Here is a 16636-nt window from a genome sequence, read left to right as displayed (position 1 = left end):
GGCACCGGCGGCCGCCGCGTGAACGGACGCCGGCGTTCCGGGTTCAGGCGGCTTCGCTCGCCGCTGCAACCTGCGGCGGCGGCGTGCCGCTGCGGCGGCGCATCTCGCGGACCACGAGGTTCCAGGAATCGAGCATCATCGCGGCGGCGCCCGGCAGCGTCCTGCGGCCCATGAAGGCGTCGAGCGTGACGCTGGTGGTGGCGAAACGGCTCTTGAACGCCTCGGCCCCGCACAGGAAGTCGACGGTGTGCAGCCCCTGGTCGATCGACCACTGGATGTAGTCCATCATCAGCACCATGCCGGGCGAGCCGCGCTCGAACGCCGGATCGTAGGTGGTGACGAAGGCCATCATCGTGCCGGCCTGGACGAAGTTGATCGACACCGCGACGATGACGCCATCGCATTCGAGCACGAAGGCGCGCAGCAGGCCGGTCTCGGCCAGCACCCGCACCAGGGCGGAGAGCGCCGGCGACCCCTCGTCGTAGAGGTTCGATTCGAGCTGGTTGCCGGCGAGCCACTTGCGCTTCAGGTCGGCGAGCCGCAGCAGCACCGGCTCCATCGGCGCGTCGGGCGGCAGCACGCGGAAGCGCAACGGACCGGATTCGCCGATGAACTTCTGGCCGCGACGATAATTCTGGCGGGTCTTCTTCGATTGCGCCGCGACCCAGGCCTCGCCCGTCGGCCAATCGCCGGCGACGCGGAAGCTGACCTCGCTGCGATGGTTCGGTCGCAGGCGCACGCCGGCCGCCTGGCTCGGATCGAGCAGCGCCCGTGCCTTCGCACCCGGAAGCAGGCGGTTCAGGTAGACCAGGTCGAACCCGCCGGCGGCCGAGAGATGCCCCCACATCCGCCGCAGGAGACCGGGATCGTCGCCGGCCAGGAGGGCGTCGCCGTAATCGGTGTGGTCCTTGGCCGCCCATTCGAGCAGGCGCAGCCCCTTCCGCCGGCAGGTCGCCATCGGCAGCACCGCGACCAGGGCGTCGCCGCGCCAGGCCAGCACGATCTGCAAGGCGCGCCGCTCCCGATCCGGCACCGTCGCCCACCATGCGGCGATCCAGGCCTGGCTCTGGAACACCAGCGCACCGGATTCACGCCACAGGGCGGTCCAGGCCGGGCCGACCTCGGCGAGCCGCTCGCCCGTGCGGACGATCTCGAAACGCTCCGCGCTCACGGCTGCGACCCTTCCCGGGCCTGGATCGGGGCGGCGCGACGCGGCTTCAAGCGGCGCTTGACGACCCGCCACATCTTCTTAAGCGGCAGGATGTAGAGGCCGTTCAGCGACTGGTAGTCGCGCACGTCGCGGTCGACGAGGCCGAACTTGAAGCTCTCGTTCGGCTCGGGAACGCACAGGGTTCCGAAGACCCGATCCCAGAACGAGAACAGCAGCCCGAAGTTCTTGTCGTAGTGGCGCGGGTTGGTGCTGTGGTGCAGCTGGTGCCAGTGCGGGCACAGGATCAGGTTGTTGAGCTTGCCGAACGAGATCTTGAAATGCGTGTGCCGGACGAAGTCCATCATCAGGATGTTGCGCATGATGTAGACGTTGACGCCGAACACCGTGACTTCCACCGGGTTGAGTGCGATCAAGGTCCACAACCCGAAGCAGATGCCGGGGATGACGCCGTCCCAGGCGCGGTTCATCAGCTCGTCGAGCGGGTGGACGCGATCCTTGGTGATGCCGACCATCACCTCGGCCGAATGGTGGACCTTGTGCAGCTCCCACAGGAACGGGAACCGGTGCTGAGCGGTGTGATACAGGTAATAGGAGATGTCGTAGGCGAGCAGCATGGTCACGGTGAAGACGATCACCGTGATCGGGCCCGGCGACCCGCCCATCAGCGGCGCATCGATGCCGAACATCGTGCCGACGATCTTGTTGGTCGCGTAGCCGACCGCGACGACGAAGGTCACGCCCGCCGGAATCAGCAGGAACGGCATGATCGCCTTGCGGGTGATGTAGAACAGCAGGTCGGCGCGCGCGGACGGGTGGGTGATCACCTCGTGCGGCAGCAAAAACTCGAAGAACTCTGCGAAGGACTTCTCCTCGACGGTCCGCCAATAGGCGATCACGGCGCAACCGAGGGCGGTCGCGAGCAGGAGGCCGGCGGCGAGGAGGTTGGCGGCCGAGATGCGATCGAGGATCTGCTCGATGAAGGTGCTGATCATATCCCATCTCTCATGCCCGTGCCGGCCATGGGGCCGAAAGCGGGTCGAAGCACGGAAAACCGGAGCGCGAACGCGATCCGGCGAGATCGTGTGAGTGTCGCAACCGCAGGCGCGATGTGCAGTGGATGAGGAACAGCAATACCGCGTGCGGTCGAACGATGGAACAACGTCCGCCGAAACGATCGCAGGAGAATACTTACGAAGCGATCACCGGAGGCTGTAAGCTCGACCGTATCGTCAAGACTTCGTTTCGAAACCGGTTCCGGGCCGGGTCGAGCATGCCGGCGACCGGCTTCGGTCTTGGCTAACGGAGCGTTGCGCAGAGCACGCACAAGAGGGCCGATGCCGGCGGGCTTCGCAGGTCCGGCGGTCGGGCGGACCGCCCCCGTCAGCCGGCGGAGTTCGACGGGGCGTTCGCCGGCGTGCGGGTGCCGGGCACACGGGCGGGCTCGCCCTGGAAGGTCAGGCGCAGCATCGCCGCGATTCCCTCGGCCGCGAGCTTCTCGTCGAAGATGCGCTCGTAGCGGGCGCGCGCCGCCGCCGGATACCCCGTCCACAGGTCCGGGCGGGTGACGATCTCGGCGAGCGCCCGCGACAAGGCCTCGACGTTGCCGGGGGGCACGACCCATCCGGTCGCGCGATCCTCGACGATCTCGGTGAGGCCGCCGATGCCGGAGACCAACGGCGGGATGCCGTAGGCCAGCGCCTCGATCGCGACGCGTCCGAGCGACTCCGGCAGCTGCGACGGCACCGTGACCACGTCCGCCCAGCGGTAGAGCGAAGCGGGGTCGGCGACGAACGGCGAGCAGGTGACCTGCCCCGACAGTCCGGCCTCGGCGACCTGTGCGGCCAGCGCCGCCTCGCGGGCGTCGTCCTCGAAGGCGCTGCCGACGATCTTCAGCTCGATGCGCGACCGGATCGCCTCCGGCAGCCGCCGGATCGCCTCGACCAAGACCTCCTGGCCCTTGATGCGGCTGATCCGGCCGAGCATCAGCAGGCGCAGCGGACGGCTGCCGTCGTAGCGCGCGGTGTTGGGCAGGGCCGGGCCGGCGATGCCGTTGTAGACCACGCGCACGGTCGCATCCCTCGGCATCGCGAAGGCGGCCTGCGTCGCCCGCGAGTTGAAGATGATGTTCGCCCGGCTCCAGCGGATCAGGTTGCGCAGCACCGTCAGGGTCGCCCCCTCCGGAATCTCATGGACATGGACGACGGTTCGGCCGGGCAGGAGCCGCGCGGCCAGCAGGTAGTCCGCCACGACGGTGGTGTTCACGTAGACGAGATCGCTGGCCCGGATGCGCCGGAGCGCGCGGGCGACGGCGAAGGGCAGGGCTGCCATGCCGAGCGTCGCCAGCCGCAGCAGGTTGCGCCGGCGCAGCACCCAGATCGGCTCGATCACGATCCGCGACGCGGCGTCCTCCAGCATCGCGACGATCGGGCCAGCCTTGGGCAGCACCACGTCGATCCAGGCCTGCGGATAGGCCTCGCGGATCGTCCGCACCGTCTCGCAGAAGCTGCGATCCGATCCGTAGAGCTCGTAGCCCTGATGCACGCAGGTGATGCGGCGGACGGCGCGTCCGTCCCGCGCGGCGAGGAACCCGCCCGGCGCCCGAACATTCCCGTCCGTGAAAGAATACCCGGTCCGAAGTATTGGATCAGCACGCATAAGTTGAATTAACCACTGATACAACAACTAATGGTTGTATTCCGGAGACGCTTCGTTAGTAAGTCTTCTCGCATACCGGAAGTTGACTGAAATCGGAAGGGGTTCGCGTATGCGGGATCTTGCGCCGGCGCTCCTAATTCTTGGGACGCGCGGCATCCCTGCGTCGCATGGCGGGTTCGAGACGTTCGCGGAACGGCTCGCGCTGCATCTCGCCGCGCGCGGCTGGCGCGTCGGCGTCTACTGCGAGCGGGATGTCGAGCGGGTCGGGCGGCGCGTCTCCACCACGATGTGGCGGGGGATCGAGCTGATCACCGTGGAGGTCGCCGCGACCGGCCCGGCGGCGACGTTGGCCTTCGACGCGTTCTGCGCGCACGACGCGGTGACGCGCGGCGGCGTCTGCCTCGTGCTCGGCTACAACGGGGCGATCTTCCTGCCGTATCTCAGGCTGCGCGGCGCCACGATCCTGACCAACATGGACGGCATCGAGTGGCGGCGCCCGAAATGGTCCTTGGCGGTGCGGGCGTTCTTCTGGGTGAGCGAGTGGATCGCGGCCTGGAGCTCGCACCGGCTGATCGCCGACCACCCGGCGATCGCCGACCATCTCGCGACCCGCCGTCCGCGCCGGTCGATCGCGACGATCCCCTACGGCGGCGACCCGATCCGCGCGCCGAAGGAAGCGCCGATCCGGACGCTCGGGCTCGAACCCGATCGATTCCTCGTCTCGATCGCGCGGATCGAGCCCGACAACAACGTGCTGGCCTTCGTCGAGGCGTTCTCAAGGAAGCCGCGCTCTGCCAAGCTGGTGGTGCTCGGCACGTTCGACCCGAGCAACGCCTACCACCGGGCGTTGCGGCGAGCGGCAGGGGAGGGCGTGGTGTTCCCAGGCGCGATCTACGAGGCCGAGACGGTCCAGGCGCTGCGCCACCATGCCCGCGCCTACCTACACGGGCACACGGTCGGCGGCACCAACCCTTCGCTGGTCGAGGCCCTGTGGGCCGGCAATGCGGTGATCGCGCACGACAACGCCTTCAATCGCGGCACTGCGGGCGACGGCCAGTTCTACTTCTCCGACGTGGACGGATGCGAGCGGGCGATCGAGACCGTTCTCGGCGACGACGCGGCCGTCGCGGCCGCCCGTGCAGCGGCCCGGCGGAGGTCCGCCGCCTTTTCGTGGAACGACATCCTGGCCGCCTACGAGCGCGAGGCGCGCCGGCTCGGCGGATACCCGCCGATGTCCGAGCCGATCACGGACGATGTGCCGGCGATGCGCCCGGGTGCGGGCGGCCTGCCGCTCCGCCGGACGGCCGGCGCCGCGGCGGATCCGGTCGCCTGACGATGGCGACGGACCGCCGTACGGTGATCGGCGGCGCGCTCGCCATGACGCTCGCCGGGCCGGTCGCAGCCGCGACGCCCGAGCCGGTGGTGCTGCGCCGTGGCATCAGCCTGTGGCCGTGGTTCTCGCTGACCCGGGAATACCCCGCGCCGCGCACCGACTACGCCTGGCCGCCGTTCCAGCCCGACCGCCCGGTGCCGAATGCCGGCGACCTGCGGCAGCTGGCGGAGGCCGGATTCGATTTCGTGCGCCTGCCGATCGATCCCGGCCCGTTCGCCGCCTTCGCCGGCGCGCAGCGGGAGCGGCTGTTCGCGATGCTGTCGGAGGCGGTCGACCTGATCCTCGCGAGCCGGCTGTCGTTGGTGCTGAACGTCCAGGCCAACGCCGCGACCCACCACTACAACCCCGATCGGTTCTACGGGACGGCGACGGCGCCGCTGCTTCCCGCCTACCGCGACGTCGTCGTCGAGCTCGCCCGGCGCTTCGGCGGGCGGGCGCCCGGCCGCATCGCCCTGGAACCGGTCAACGAGCCGCCGCAGGCCTGCGGGGCGGTGGCCTGGAACCGGGTGCAGGCGGCGCTCCTCGGCGCGGCGCGGAAGGCGGCGCCCGCCATGACGCTGGTCGCGACCGGCGCCTGCGGCGGCCTGGGCTCGGGCCTCACCACCCTCGATCCCGCCTCCTTCGCCGCCCTCGCTCCGGTGCTCTTCACCTTCCACTTCTACGAGCCCTATCTGTTCTCGCACCAGGGCGCGCCCTGGATGAAGGACGAGCCGATCTATCGGGCGCTCAACGACGTGCCGTGGCCGGCGCGCGCGGGTACGCTCGACGCGACGCTGGCGGCGGTCCGCGCCCGCATGCGCGCCGACACCGCGACCTCCGACGCGGACAAGGCGGCGGCCTACGCCGTCACCGAGACGAAGATGAAGGAGTACTTCGCCGCCGACCCGGACCGCGGCTACCTCGATCGCAATCTCGCCGACATCCGAACCTGGGCCGACCTCTACGGCGTCGCGCCGCGACGGATCCTGATGGGGGAGTTCGGCGCCCTGAGGAGCGATGCGCGCTACGTCGCGTCGCGCGCCCCCGATCGCGCCCGCTACATCCGCGACGTCCGCGAGGCGGCGGAGGCCGCGGGCTTCGCCTGGGCGTTCTGGAACCTGTTCGACGGGCTCGGCCTGATGGACGACGCCCACCGCATCGATCCCGCGATCATCGCCGCGCTGGGCCTGACGATGCCGGGGACGGCGAGGCGCTGAGCGGGCGGCGCGGGTACAGCACCAGCAGCATCAGCGCGAACTTGGCGAGGAGGGTCGTCTTCCCGCCGATGCTCTCGAAGGTGTTGATCAGCACGACGAAGGCGAGGATCGGCAGGAACACGCCGTGCCGGCACTGCCGCGCCACCTCGTAGAGGAACAGCGCGATCGCGACGATCAGCAGCACCGTCATCGCGACGCCGTTGTAGAGGAGGCTGCGCACGATCGGGTTCTCGATGCCCCATTCGAGGCCGTACATCCGACGCAGGGTGTCGACGATCGACGGATCGGGCCCGACCAGGAGATCGCGGAACGGGATCGCATCGAAGATCGCCAGCATCTCGACGCGGGCATTGGCGCTGCCGCCGTCCGAGACGAAGCGCTCGAGCAGCGCGTCGAAGAAGCCGCCGACGGCGAGCCCGCCGACGACGATCGGCACCATCGTCAGCATCAACACGGCGATCGCCGCCCCGAGCAGCGGCACGCGCCCGGTGCGGAGCGCCCGGTTGAGGGCGACCACCGCGAAGACGCTGCCGAAGCACAGCGTCACCACCGTCGCCGAGCGTCCGCCGAAGGTGATCAGCGCCACCAGCTGCAGGGTGATGAAGCCGGCGCGGGTGATCGGACGGAGCTGGCCGCCGCCGTTGAACAGGGCGAGGATGTAGCAGGCGGTCAACGTCGCGTTGGCCAGCGGATGGCCCTGCAGCGCCGCCGAGCGCGTGTCGGTGTCGAAGGCCTGCCCGTCCATGCGGAACGGGAAGAAGCGCTGGCCGCTCACGAACTCGACGAGGCCGAGCGCGGCGTTGGCGACCATGACCGCGTGCACCACGATCTCCACGTGCCGCATGGTGATCGCGTCCCGGTCGGCCATCAGGATCACGACGAGGCCGGTGAGCACGTAGGTGTCGAGCGAGCCGGCAAGCCCGGTCCCGTTCCGCGAGGCGATGAAGGCGAGCAGCCCGAAGCCGACGAGGCAGAGCAGCACGCTCGCGGGACGCCGCTCGGCCGCCGCCGCCATCGGGATCACCGGGTTGCCGGCCCGCAGCATCGTCCAGCCGAACAGGAACACCGCGAGGTAGGTCGCGGGATGGACCTTCTGCGCCGCCGAGCCGGTGATGCCGTCGTAGTTGATGCCCACGGCCCAGAGCATGCCGCCCGACAGGCCGCAGGTGATCAGGGCGAGCACGACCAGGGCCCAGGACTCGAACCGCGAGAGGGAGGGCAGCGGGAACGCCTGCGGCTGCCGCCGGGCCGCGTGCGCCGGCGTCGTCGGGCGGTACGCCTGCGTCACGATCGGTTCCTCAGCTCGCCGCGCGCGCGTCGAGCAGCAGCGAGCCGGAGACCGGCCGGCCCAGGGCCTCCGAGGTGCCGACGAGGCTGAGGAGGTCGCGCTGGCGGGTGGCGCCGTTGCGCACGATCAGCAGCAGGCGGTCGGCGGCCGCCGCGACCGGCCCGATCCGCAGGTTCTCGGACAAGACGCCGCCGTCGAGGATGACCAGCTCGTAGCGCCCCTTCACCCCGGCGAGGAAGCGCTCGACGTTGGTGCGCAGGAACGCGTCGCGCACCGGCTTCTGCGCGTCGCCCATGCCCATCCGACGCGCGCCCGTCGCGGGGTCGAGGCGGGTGACGGCGTTCAGGCTCTGCTCGCCGCGGAGCACGTCGAGGAGGCCGCCGACGCTCGAATCGTCGATCCGCATGTCGGCGTCGACGATCAGCACCCGCTCGCCGCGCGCCACCGCGACGGAGGCGAGCAGGTCGATCACCGCCTTGCGGTCGGCGTCGTCCGCCTCGCCGGAGGTGACGAGGATGCTGATCGAGCGGCCGCCATCGGTCGATTCGTGGAGGTGGTCGAGGGTGAAGCCCGCGGCCGACGCGCTGGCGCCGTCGCTCCGGCGGCGCAGGCGCGGCAGGGTCGCGACGACCGGCGCGTTCGACAGGCGCTCGAGCTGGCGCTGCGACAGCACCGTCGGCTCGGCATATTCCCGAACCAGGGCGAAGCCGGTGCCGAGGCCGAGGCCGGCGAGCGAGGCCGCAAGCACCAGGAACAGCCGCGGCGGCCAGGAGGCGTCCGCCGGCGGGCGCGCCCAGGTGATGACGCGGGCGTTCGTGCTGTCGATCCCGGTCTGCTCCTTCAGCTCGCGCGAGCGCACGAGAAAGTTGTTGTAGACGGTGCGGCTCGCGTCGACGTCGCGCTCCAGCTCGCGCAGGCGGATGCTCGACTGGGCGCTGACCGCGGATTGCTTCTGGAGCTTCTCGAGGTCGGCGGTGAGCGTGCGCTCGTTGGCCTGCGCCCGCTGATACTCCGACTCCGCGGCCTGGGCGATGCGGCCGAGCTCGCCGTCGATCAGCTGCTTCACGTCCTGCATCTGCGCCCGCGTCGCCGCGATGAACGGGTGCCGCTCGCCGAGATTGGTGCGCAGGTCCGCCTCCTTGCTCGCCAGCTCGGCGTACTGGCCGCGCAGGCGGTCGATCACCGAGGATTGGATCGCCTCGGGCGTCGCGCCGGCGGCGAAGGGCCGGCCGCGCGCGTCCTTGACGCCCTGGAGGCGGGCGCGCGCCTCGGCCGTGCGGGTTCGGGCCGCGACCACGCGGGCGTTGCTGTCGGTGAGCTGCTGCTCGCCGACGAGGCGCCCGCTGGACGCGATCAGGCCGTTCTTCGCCTTGTAGTCCTCCAGCCGCAGGTCGGCCTGGTTCACGGCGTTGCGCAGGTCGTCGAGGCGGGCGCGCAGCTCGCCCGATGCGCGCTTGGCGCCCTCGGCCCGGGCCTCGGTCTGGTCCGACAGGTAGGATTTGGCGATGGCGTTGACGATCCGCGCCGACTTGTCCGGATCGGTGGTGGTGACGATCACGTCGACGACGAAGACCTTGTCGGCACGCTTCACCGCGAGCTTGCGCCGAAGCCGGTCGAGGGACTGCCCGCGGGCGTCGACGACCTTGTCCGGCTGCGGCCCGGCGATCATCTCGCGGACGGAGCGCACGGCGCGCCCGACGATGCCAGTGCACGCCGCACCGAACTCGGGATCCTTGTCCAGCCCGGTCTCGGCGATGGCGCGCGACAGCACGGTGTCCGATTCGATCACGCGGACCTGGCTCTCGACCTGCGTCACGCCGCCGTCGGGCGACAGCGCTCCGGGATTGACGTCGTTGTTCACGACGACGCGGTCGCGCGGATCGATCAGGAGTTGCGCGGTCGCCGTGTAGAGGGACGGCGTGAGGACGGCGTAGGCCAGGGCCGCCAAGCCCAGCACGCTTGCCGTGCCGAGGATCAGCTTCCAGCGCCGGAACAGGATGCGCCACAGGTCGCCGAGCTCGGCCGTGGTCTCGGGCTTGGATGTCACCACGCGCTCGGGCGCGACCGGCTCGATCCAGGCCGAAACGGCAAGGTTTCTGTTCAGCTGTGCCACCGTGGGCCACCGTCGTGTCAAATTGGGTCAGTTTTACGGACGCCTGACCGGATACTGCAAGGTGCGCGCAACTGAATGAAAATCCCTCAAGACTGCGTAGCACCCCGGGTTCGGACCTCGCTTCTTCGGGTAAGGGTTAATGTCGATCGGTCGGCGGCCTCTGTCTTCAAGGTTATCTTCTCAGTCACGAAATTGGTGATAGATCGCAACGACGGATTGCACCGGGTATCCCGGTTCCTGGCGCCGAACGCGACGGGCGGGGACGCGGCGTTCGCCGGAACGTTCGAGAGGGATCGGTCGGCGGCATGCGTCTCAGGTTGCGTCTCGACGGTCGGAGGCCGCGCCTTTGGCACGTGCACCTGCTCCGTCGGATCGCCGTCCTGCCGGGCGTCGACGCGATCGAGATCGATGCGCGCCCCGGGCCGGACGCGTGGCCGGCCAACGCCGACCTGCTGTTCTCGCTCGAGACGCTGATCCACCGCCTGCCGCGATCGGGCGCCTCGTCGCCGGCGCAGGATCGCGACCTGTCCGCGTGGCGGGCGACCGGGCATGCGCGGCCGGATCTGATCGTCGACCTCTGCGGCGACGTCGCCGCCGCGGAGGCCGGCTCGATCTGGCGGTTGTCCTACGACGGCCGGCCGGGCGAGGCCGGTCTGCTCGCGAGCCTCCTGGCCGGGCGGGCCCCGATGATGGCGCTCGCCGACGGGAGCCGGCTCGTCGCATCGGGTCGCGCGGGCACCGAACGCCGCGGGGTGATGCTGACCTCCTTCGACGACGCGCTGATCCGCACGGTGTCCCTGCTGGCGGCAGCGCTCGCCGGGCGCCACGAGGGCGGCCCCGCGACGGGACGCCCCGGGATCGCGGCACCACCGGCCGAGCTCACGGCCCCCCAGATCCTGTCACGCACCGGGCGCATCCTCGCCCACGCCGTCGCGCAGCGGCTCTACCACCTGTGCTACCATGCCCCGCACTGGCGGGTCGGCTGGCGCCGGCTCGACGGGCCGGACGTGATCGACCTTCGCCGGCACCCCGACACCGGCTGGACCACCCTGCCCGACGACGGCCGGCGCTTCTACGCCGACCCGTTCCCCCTCGATCATCGCGGCGAGACCTGGCTGTTCGTCGAGGATTTCGTCCACGCGACGGCCAAGGGCATCGTCTCGGCGGTACGGTTCTCGGCCGACGGCCCGATCGGCGTGCCGGTTCCGGTGCTGGAGGAGGCCCATCACCTCTCCTATCCGTTCGTGTTCGAGCGCGCGGGCGAGGCCTGGATGGTGCCCGAGACCGGCAGCGCCGGCACGATCGACCTCTACCGCGCCACCGCCTTTCCGGGCGGCTGGGTGAAGGAGGCGACGCTGGTCTCCGGCGTCGTCGCCAGCGACGCGACCCTGGTCGAGCATGGCGGCCTGTGGTGGATGTTCGCGACCGTCCGCGATGCGCCGCTCGGCGCGGCGCTCGGCAGCGGCTCGTACTCGGATGCGCTCCATCTCTGGTCGGCACCGGATTTCCGCGGGCCCTGGACGCCGCATGCCCACAACCCGGTGCTGGTCGACGTCGCCTCGGCGCGGCCGGCCGGACGCATCGTCGCGCGCAACGGAGCCCTGATCCGCCCGATCCAGGATTGCACCGAGGGCTACGGCCGAGCGCTGGCGCTCGCCCGGATCGACCGCCTCGACGCGGAGGGCTACGCGCAGACCGTCGAGACGAGGCTGACCGCCGGCCCGTCCTGGCCCGGCACCCGCCTCCACACCCTCAACCGGTCGGCGACGCTCGAATGCATTGACGGGTCGGCGCGCTCGCCCCGCCTGCGCACCCTGCTCGGCCGCTGATTTCGCGACGCTCGGCGCTCGCGCCCCCTGGCGCGGACGGGGGCGCACCGCTACATGTGTCGGGCGGGGCTGCAGAGTCCGTCAGGAGCACTTTCCCCGGGGCCTTATCGACTCCCCCGGGAGCTGTCCCTGGCCTCGTCCCTGGACTTGGCCAACACGGCGCCCACCTACACTGTAGGTTTCCCGGGATCGATCCTCCAACGGCTCACGTGGCTCCGCACTCGACCTCCTCCGACAAGGCCGCCCTGCGAAGCGACGCGCTCGCACGGCGCGACGCCCTCGACCCGGAGACCCGGCGCGCCGGATCGCTCGCGATCGCCGAGCATGCCCTCACGGTCGCGGGCCTCGCCGAGGCCGCCCTCGTCGGCGCGTTCTGGCCGATCCGCAGCGAGGCCGACCCGCGCCCGCTGATCGAGCGCCTGTTCGCCCGCAGCCAGCGCGTCGCGCTGCCGAAGGTCACGCCGGACGGCCTGGTGTTCCGCGAGTGGCGCGCGGGCGAGACGCTGGTCGCCGGCCGCTTCGGCCTCAGCGAGCCGCGCGACGACCTGCCGGCCCTCGACCCGACCGCCCTGATCGTGCCGCTCGCCGCCTTCGACCGGCGCGGCCAGCGCATCGGCTACGGCCGCGGCTACTACGACCAGGCGATCAGCCGACTGTCGCGCAGCGGCCCGGTGCTGACCATCGGCATCGCCTTCTCGGTCCAGGAGATCCAGCGGGTCCCGGCCGAGCCGCACGATCGCCCCCTCGACCACCTCGTGACCGAGGCCGGGTTCGTTCCCCTCACCAAAGACCTCTGACGATGCGGCTTCTCTTTCTCGGCGACGTGGTCGGGCGTCCCGGCCGAAAGGCCGTCACCGACCGGCTTCCCGCCTTGCGCGAGCGCTGGCGGCTCGATTGCGTGGTCGTGAACGGCGAGAACGCGGCCGGCGGGTTCGGCATCACCGAGTCGATCTGCGACGAGATCCTCGGAGCCGGCGCCGACGCGGTGACGCTCGGCAACCACTCCTTCGATCAGCGCGAGGCGCTGGTCTTCATCGCCCGCCAGCCGAAGCTGGTCCGGCCGGCGAACTACCCGCCCGGCACGCCGGGCCGGGGCGCGACCATCGTCGAGACCCGGGCCGGCGCCCGCGTCCTCGTCGTCAACGTGATGGGCCGGCTGTTCATCGACGCGCTGGACGACCCCTTCGCCGCGGTCGAGCGCGAGCTGTCCGCCTGCCCGCTGGGCGAGGCCGCCGATGCGGTCATCGTCGACGTCCATGCCGAGGCGACCAGCGAGAAGCAGGCCTTCGGCGTGTTCCTCGACGGCCGCGCCAGCCTCGTCGTCGGCACCCACACCCACGTCCCGACCGGCGACCACCGCATCCTGCCCGGAGGCACGGCCTACCTGACGGATGCCGGGATGTGCGGCGATTACGACTCGGTGCTCGGCATGCAGAAGGAGGAGCCGCTGCGGCGCTTCCTGCAGAAGACGCCGGGCGCCCGCCTCGAAGCGGCGCAAGGGGAGGGCACCCTGTGCGGCATCGCCGTCGAGACCAATGCGGCCGGCCTCGCCGTCGCGGTCTCGGCGGTTCGCCTCGGGCCTCATCTCGAGGAGACCTGGCCGCGGGATTGGGATTAGTCCGCACTGAACGATCTGAAGGCGCGCCGTGCGGCTTGATCGCATCGGAGGCTGACGCCACAGTGCCGGCCTGCTCGATCGAGGCCGCCGATCATCTTCGGGAGACGACCTCGCGCCACCTTCCGAAGAGTCGCGACCGATGGCCGCCCGTTCCGACACCGCGTTTCCCGCACAGCCGAGTGCGGACAGGCCGATCGGCAAGAGTCCGGCGGGCACGATTCCGGCGGCCAGGAGACCGATCGCGAAGCCGGGCATCTACCTCGTCCGGATGCTGGTCTTCCTGATCCTGGTCGGGTTCCTCGCCTTCATCCTGTTTCGCCAGATCACGCCCGCCTTCCAGGCCAATCCGGGGCTCAACGGCCTGATCCTCGGCGTGCTCCTCATCGCGGTGCTGCTGGCCTTCGGGCAGGTGATCCGGCTCTACCGCGAGGCGTCCTACGTCAACGCGGTCGCCTCGGGGGAGGCGGCCAAGCGCCCGCCGCGCCTCGTCGTCCCGCTGGTGCCGGCGATCCAGGCCCGGCGCGACGGCGCGACGCTACCGGGGGTGCGGGCCTTCCTCGACACCGTCGCCGCGCGCCTCGACGAGGGCCGCGACACCCTGCGCTACATCGCCGGCATCCTGATCCTGCTCGGCCTGCTCGGCACGTTCTGGGGCCTCATCGACACGCTCTCGGCGGTCGGCTCGGTGATCAAGTCGATGCGTGGCGGCGGCGAGGCCAGCGTGATGTTCGACGAGCTGAAGAACGGGCTGGCCGTGCCGCTCGGCGGCATCGGCCTGGCGTTCTCGGCGTCGCTGTTCGGCTTGGCGAGCTCGCTCATCACCGGCTTCCTCGACCTGCAGGCGAGCCAGGCCCATGCCCGCTTCCACAACGAGCTGGAGGACTGGTTGGTCTCGGGCGAGGAGGCGGCCGCGCCCGCGCCGGTTCAGGCGCGGCAGGAGCCGGTCGCGGTCGAGGCGCTGCAGGAAGCCGTCGACCGCCTGACCACCGTCGTGTCGGAAGGCGCCAACGGGCGGGCGGCGACGCTGGCGATGACCAACCTCGCCGAGGGCATCCAGGGGCTCGTCCAGCACATGCGCGCCGAGCAGCAGATGATCCGCGACTGGGTCGAGGCCCAAGCCGGCCGCGAGCGCGAGATGAAGCAGGTGCTCGACCGGCTCGGCCGCGAGCGGGTCTGATGGCCTCCCGCCTCGTCCGCCGCGACCGCGGCGTCAACGTCTGGCCGGGCTACGTCGATGCGCTGGCGACGCTGCTCCTGTCGGTGGTGTTCCTGCTGACGATCTTCGTCGTCGGCCAGTTCTTCCTGTCGCAGGAGCTGACCGGGCGCGACACGGTGCTGGCCAAGCTCAACCGCCAGATCGTCGACCTCACCGACCTGCTGGCGCTCGAGCGCTCGAACCGGCGCGGGCAGGAGGAGACGGCGCAAGCGCTCCGTAACACCCTGCTCGCGACCGAGGCCGAGCGCGACCGGGCCCGCGCCGAGGCCGCGGCGACGGCCTCGAGCAAGGGCCAGGCAAGCGACCTCGACAGGCAGCTCCAGGCCGAGCGCGGCGCGGCCGGCCGGGCGCAGTCGCAGATCGACATGCTCAACGACCAGATCGGCGCGATGCGGCGCCAGCTCGCGGCGCTCGAGGATGCGCTCGCGGCTTCCGAGAGCCGCGACCGCGAGAGCCAGGCCCGCATCGCCGACCTTGGCAGCCGCCTCAACGTCGCACTTGCGCAGAAGGTGCAGGAGCTTGCCCGATACCGCTCCGACTTCTTCGGCCGGTTGCGGCAGATCCTCGGCAATCGCACCGACATCCGCGTCGTCGGCGACCGTTTCGTGCTGCAGTCCGAGGTGCTGTTCCCGGCAGGCTCCGCCTCGCTGAAGGCCGAGGCCGGCCCGGAGCTCGACCGGATCGCGGGGGCGATCCTCGACCTCGCCAAGCAGATCCCGGCGGACCTGCCCTGGGTGCTGCGGGTCGACGGCCATACCGATTCGCGCCCGATCGCCAGCGCGCAGTTCCCGTCGAACTGGTCGCTCTCGGCGGCGCGCGCCATCGCCGTCGTGCAGTACCTCGCGAGCAAGGGCCTGCCGCCGCAGCGGCTGCTCGCCGGCGCCTTCGGCGAGTTTCAGCCGCTCGACGCCGGCACCACCGACGAGGCCTACGCGAAGAACCGCCGGATCGAGCTGAAGCTGACCGAGCGCTAGAGCATTGTCGAGCGAGGTGGATCCCGGCTCGCGGGAAGACAATGTGATCCCACGACACGATAGAGCATTTTCCGTGACCCGGGGATCAGGGGAAATGCTCCAGGGGCTTACGCTTCGGCGAACGCGCTTCGATACGCGAACAGCCCCGGCACCCCGCCGGTCATCAGGAACAGCACCGCCTCGCCCGGCCGGTAGCGGCCGGCGCGGACGTCGTGCAGCAGGCCGGCGAAGGCCTTGCCGCTGTAGACCGGATCGAGCAGCACGCCTTCGCTGCGGGCCATCAGGCGCACGGCCTCGCGCATCGCATCGGTCGGGATGCCGTAGCCCGGGCCGCGATGATTTCCGTCGATCACGATGTCGGAAGCGGACAGCGCCGCGCCAGGCTTCAGCAGCCCCAGGGTCGCGTTGGCCTTGGCCAGCGTCTCGGCCTCGGCATGGTCTTGCGCCGCGAGCACCGCGTAGGACTTCGCGAGCCTCGGATCGCGACCCATCGCGAATAGCCCGGCGGCGAGGCCGGCATGGGTGCCGGCGCTGCCGTTGGCGGTGAGGATGTGGGCGAAGGTCACGCCCATCGCCTCGGCCTGCCCGGCGATCTCCTCGGCGCAGGCGGCGTAGCCGAGGCTGCCCACCGCGCTCGAACCGCCGGACGGGAACACGTAGACCCGCCGCCCCTCGGCCCGCAGCGCGTTCGCGCGGGCTTCGGCGGCGGCGAGCGAGTCGGCGTCGGCCGGCAATTCGTGGACGCGGGCGCCGAACAGGTCGTCGAGGAAGCGGTTGCCGTTGCCGACATAGTCCGGGTCGGTGCGCGGCACGCTCCGGCTCAGGAAGAGTTCGCAAGCGAAGTTCTCGCGCGCGGCGGCAGCGGCGGTGAGGCGCGCATGGTTCGATTGCAGCGCGCCGACCGTGATCACGGTATCGGCGTTCTCGGCGCGGGCCGCCCCGAGCAGGAACTCGAGTTTCCTGAGCTTGTTGCCGCCCCCGCCGATCGGCGCGAGGTCGTCGCGCTTCACGAACAGGCGGACCCCGTTAAGCGCCGGGCCCAGGGCAGCCGAGAGCCGGTCGAGCGGCTGGATCGGCGTCGGACGCTCGAGGAGCGCGAGACGGGGGAAGCGGGCAAGGTCGAGACGGCTCATGCCACGGGTCTACCGCGTCGCGCGGCCGGGTTGAACCGGCAACCTCCGAT

At 70.9% G+C, this 16636-nt stretch carries 13 protein-coding genes and 1 other RNA gene; 8 read left to right on the top strand and 6 right to left on the bottom strand.

The genetic code is table 11. The features are described 5' to 3' along the window. Positions 1–43: 43 nt before the first annotated feature. The 3 genes from FV230_RS02540 to FV230_RS02530 form a co-directional block, all read right to left on the bottom strand. A complete protein-coding gene (locus FV230_RS02540) occupies positions 44–1171 on the bottom strand; it encodes a GNAT family N-acetyltransferase (RefSeq protein ID WP_147841109.1) in 1128 nt (375 codons plus the stop codon). Continuing rightward, positions 1168–2163, bottom strand: a complete 996-nt coding sequence (locus FV230_RS02535; protein WP_147841108.1) for a sterol desaturase family protein — start codon at positions 2161–2163, stop codon at positions 1168–1170. Before FV230_RS02535 ends, FV230_RS02540 begins: the two co-directional genes overlap by 4 nt. A gap of 388 nt (positions 2164–2551) precedes the next feature. Continuing rightward, entirely contained in the window at positions 2552–3721 is a 1170-nt protein-coding gene (locus FV230_RS02530) for a glycosyltransferase (RefSeq protein WP_246694698.1), read from the bottom strand. A gap of 214 nt (positions 3722–3935) precedes the next feature. On the opposite strand from FV230_RS02530, the gene FV230_RS02525 reads away from it, so the two are divergent. Then, positions 3936–5159: a DUF1972 domain-containing protein gene (locus FV230_RS02525; RefSeq protein WP_147841106.1), complete on the top strand. Its 1224-nt coding sequence runs from the start codon at positions 3936–3938 to the stop codon at positions 5157–5159. A 2-nt stretch (positions 5160–5161) separates the two neighbouring features. Next, complete coding sequence (locus FV230_RS02520) at positions 5162–6415, top strand: cellulase family glycosylhydrolase (RefSeq protein ID WP_147841105.1); 1254 nt, start codon at positions 5162–5164, stop codon at positions 6413–6415. Here the strand turns inward: FV230_RS02520 and FV230_RS02515 are convergent. Then, entirely contained in the window at positions 6369–7703 is a 1335-nt protein-coding gene (locus FV230_RS02515; protein ID WP_246694696.1) for a VpsF family polysaccharide biosynthesis protein, read from the bottom strand. The two genes, FV230_RS02520 and FV230_RS02515, sit on opposite strands and share 47 nt — an antisense overlap. A gap of 10 nt (positions 7704–7713) precedes the next feature. Beyond that, positions 7714–9816, bottom strand: a complete 2103-nt coding sequence (locus FV230_RS02510; protein WP_147841104.1) for an exopolysaccharide transport family protein — start codon at positions 9814–9816, stop codon at positions 7714–7716. Positions 9817–10169: 353 nt separating this feature from the next. Here FV230_RS02510 and FV230_RS02505 point away from each other — a divergent pair, with 353 nt between their 5' ends. From FV230_RS02505 to FV230_RS02480, 6 genes are all read left to right on the top strand, one after another. Further along, positions 10170–11645, top strand: a complete 1476-nt coding sequence (locus FV230_RS02505; protein ID WP_348642119.1) for a formyl transferase — start codon at positions 10170–10172, stop codon at positions 11643–11645. Positions 11646–11708: 63 nt separating this feature from the next. Further along, positions 11709–11865, top strand: a non-coding RNA gene (gene ssrS, locus FV230_RS02500) — 6S RNA. After that, positions 11855–12442, top strand: a complete 588-nt coding sequence (locus tag FV230_RS02495) for a 5-formyltetrahydrofolate cyclo-ligase (RefSeq protein ID WP_147841102.1) — start codon at positions 11855–11857, stop codon at positions 12440–12442. Before ssrS ends, FV230_RS02495 begins: the two co-directional genes overlap by 11 nt. Before the next feature lie 2 nt (positions 12443–12444). After that, complete coding sequence (locus tag FV230_RS02490) at positions 12445–13263, top strand: TIGR00282 family metallophosphoesterase (RefSeq protein WP_147841101.1); 819 nt, start codon at positions 12445–12447, stop codon at positions 13261–13263. 268 nt (positions 13264–13531) lie between these two features. Continuing rightward, positions 13532–14440, top strand: coding sequence for a MotA/TolQ/ExbB proton channel family protein (locus FV230_RS02485; RefSeq protein ID WP_243946301.1), 909 nt, complete (start codon positions 13532–13534; stop codon positions 14438–14440). Continuing rightward, a complete protein-coding gene (locus FV230_RS02480) occupies positions 14440–15453 on the top strand; it encodes a peptidoglycan -binding protein (protein ID WP_147729081.1) in 1014 nt (337 codons plus the stop codon). The genes FV230_RS02485 and FV230_RS02480 overlap by 1 nt, the downstream gene beginning before the upstream one ends. 107 nt (positions 15454–15560) lie before the next feature. Here FV230_RS02480 and FV230_RS02475 read toward each other — a convergent pair whose 3' ends face one another. After that, the gene (locus tag FV230_RS02475; RefSeq protein ID WP_147841099.1) at positions 15561–16586 is read right to left on the bottom strand and encodes a D-cysteine desulfhydrase family protein; all 1026 of its coding nucleotides are present in this window, start codon (positions 16584–16586) and stop codon (positions 15561–15563) included. Positions 16587–16636 lie beyond the last annotated feature (50 nt).

Origin of the sequence: Methylobacterium sp. WL6 (assembly GCF_008040095.1) — a bacterium.
Taxonomy (GTDB): domain Bacteria; phylum Pseudomonadota; class Alphaproteobacteria; order Rhizobiales; family Beijerinckiaceae; genus Methylobacterium.
This window is presented reverse-complemented; position numbering and strand designations above follow the sequence as displayed.

Coding starts and splice junctions, on each gene's coding strand:
- FV230_RS02480 (WP_147729081.1), top strand. CDS start 14,440: ATGGCCTCCCGCCTCGTCCGCCGCGACCGCGGCGTCAACGTCTGGCCG.
- FV230_RS02525 (WP_147841106.1), top strand. CDS start 3,936: ATGCGGGATCTTGCGCCGGCGCTCCTAATTCTTGGGACGCGCGGCATC.
- FV230_RS02475 (WP_147841099.1), bottom strand. CDS start 16,586: ATGAGCCGTCTCGACCTTGCCCGCTTCCCCCGTCTCGCGCTCCTCGAG.
- FV230_RS02490 (WP_147841101.1), top strand. CDS start 12,445: ATGCGGCTTCTCTTTCTCGGCGACGTGGTCGGGCGTCCCGGCCGAAAG.
- FV230_RS02535 (WP_147841108.1), bottom strand. CDS start 2,163: ATGATCAGCACCTTCATCGAGCAGATCCTCGATCGCATCTCGGCCGCC.
- FV230_RS02485 (WP_243946301.1), top strand. CDS start 13,532: ATGCTGGTCTTCCTGATCCTGGTCGGGTTCCTCGCCTTCATCCTGTTT.
- FV230_RS02520 (WP_147841105.1), top strand. CDS start 5,162: ATGGCGACGGACCGCCGTACGGTGATCGGCGGCGCGCTCGCCATGACG.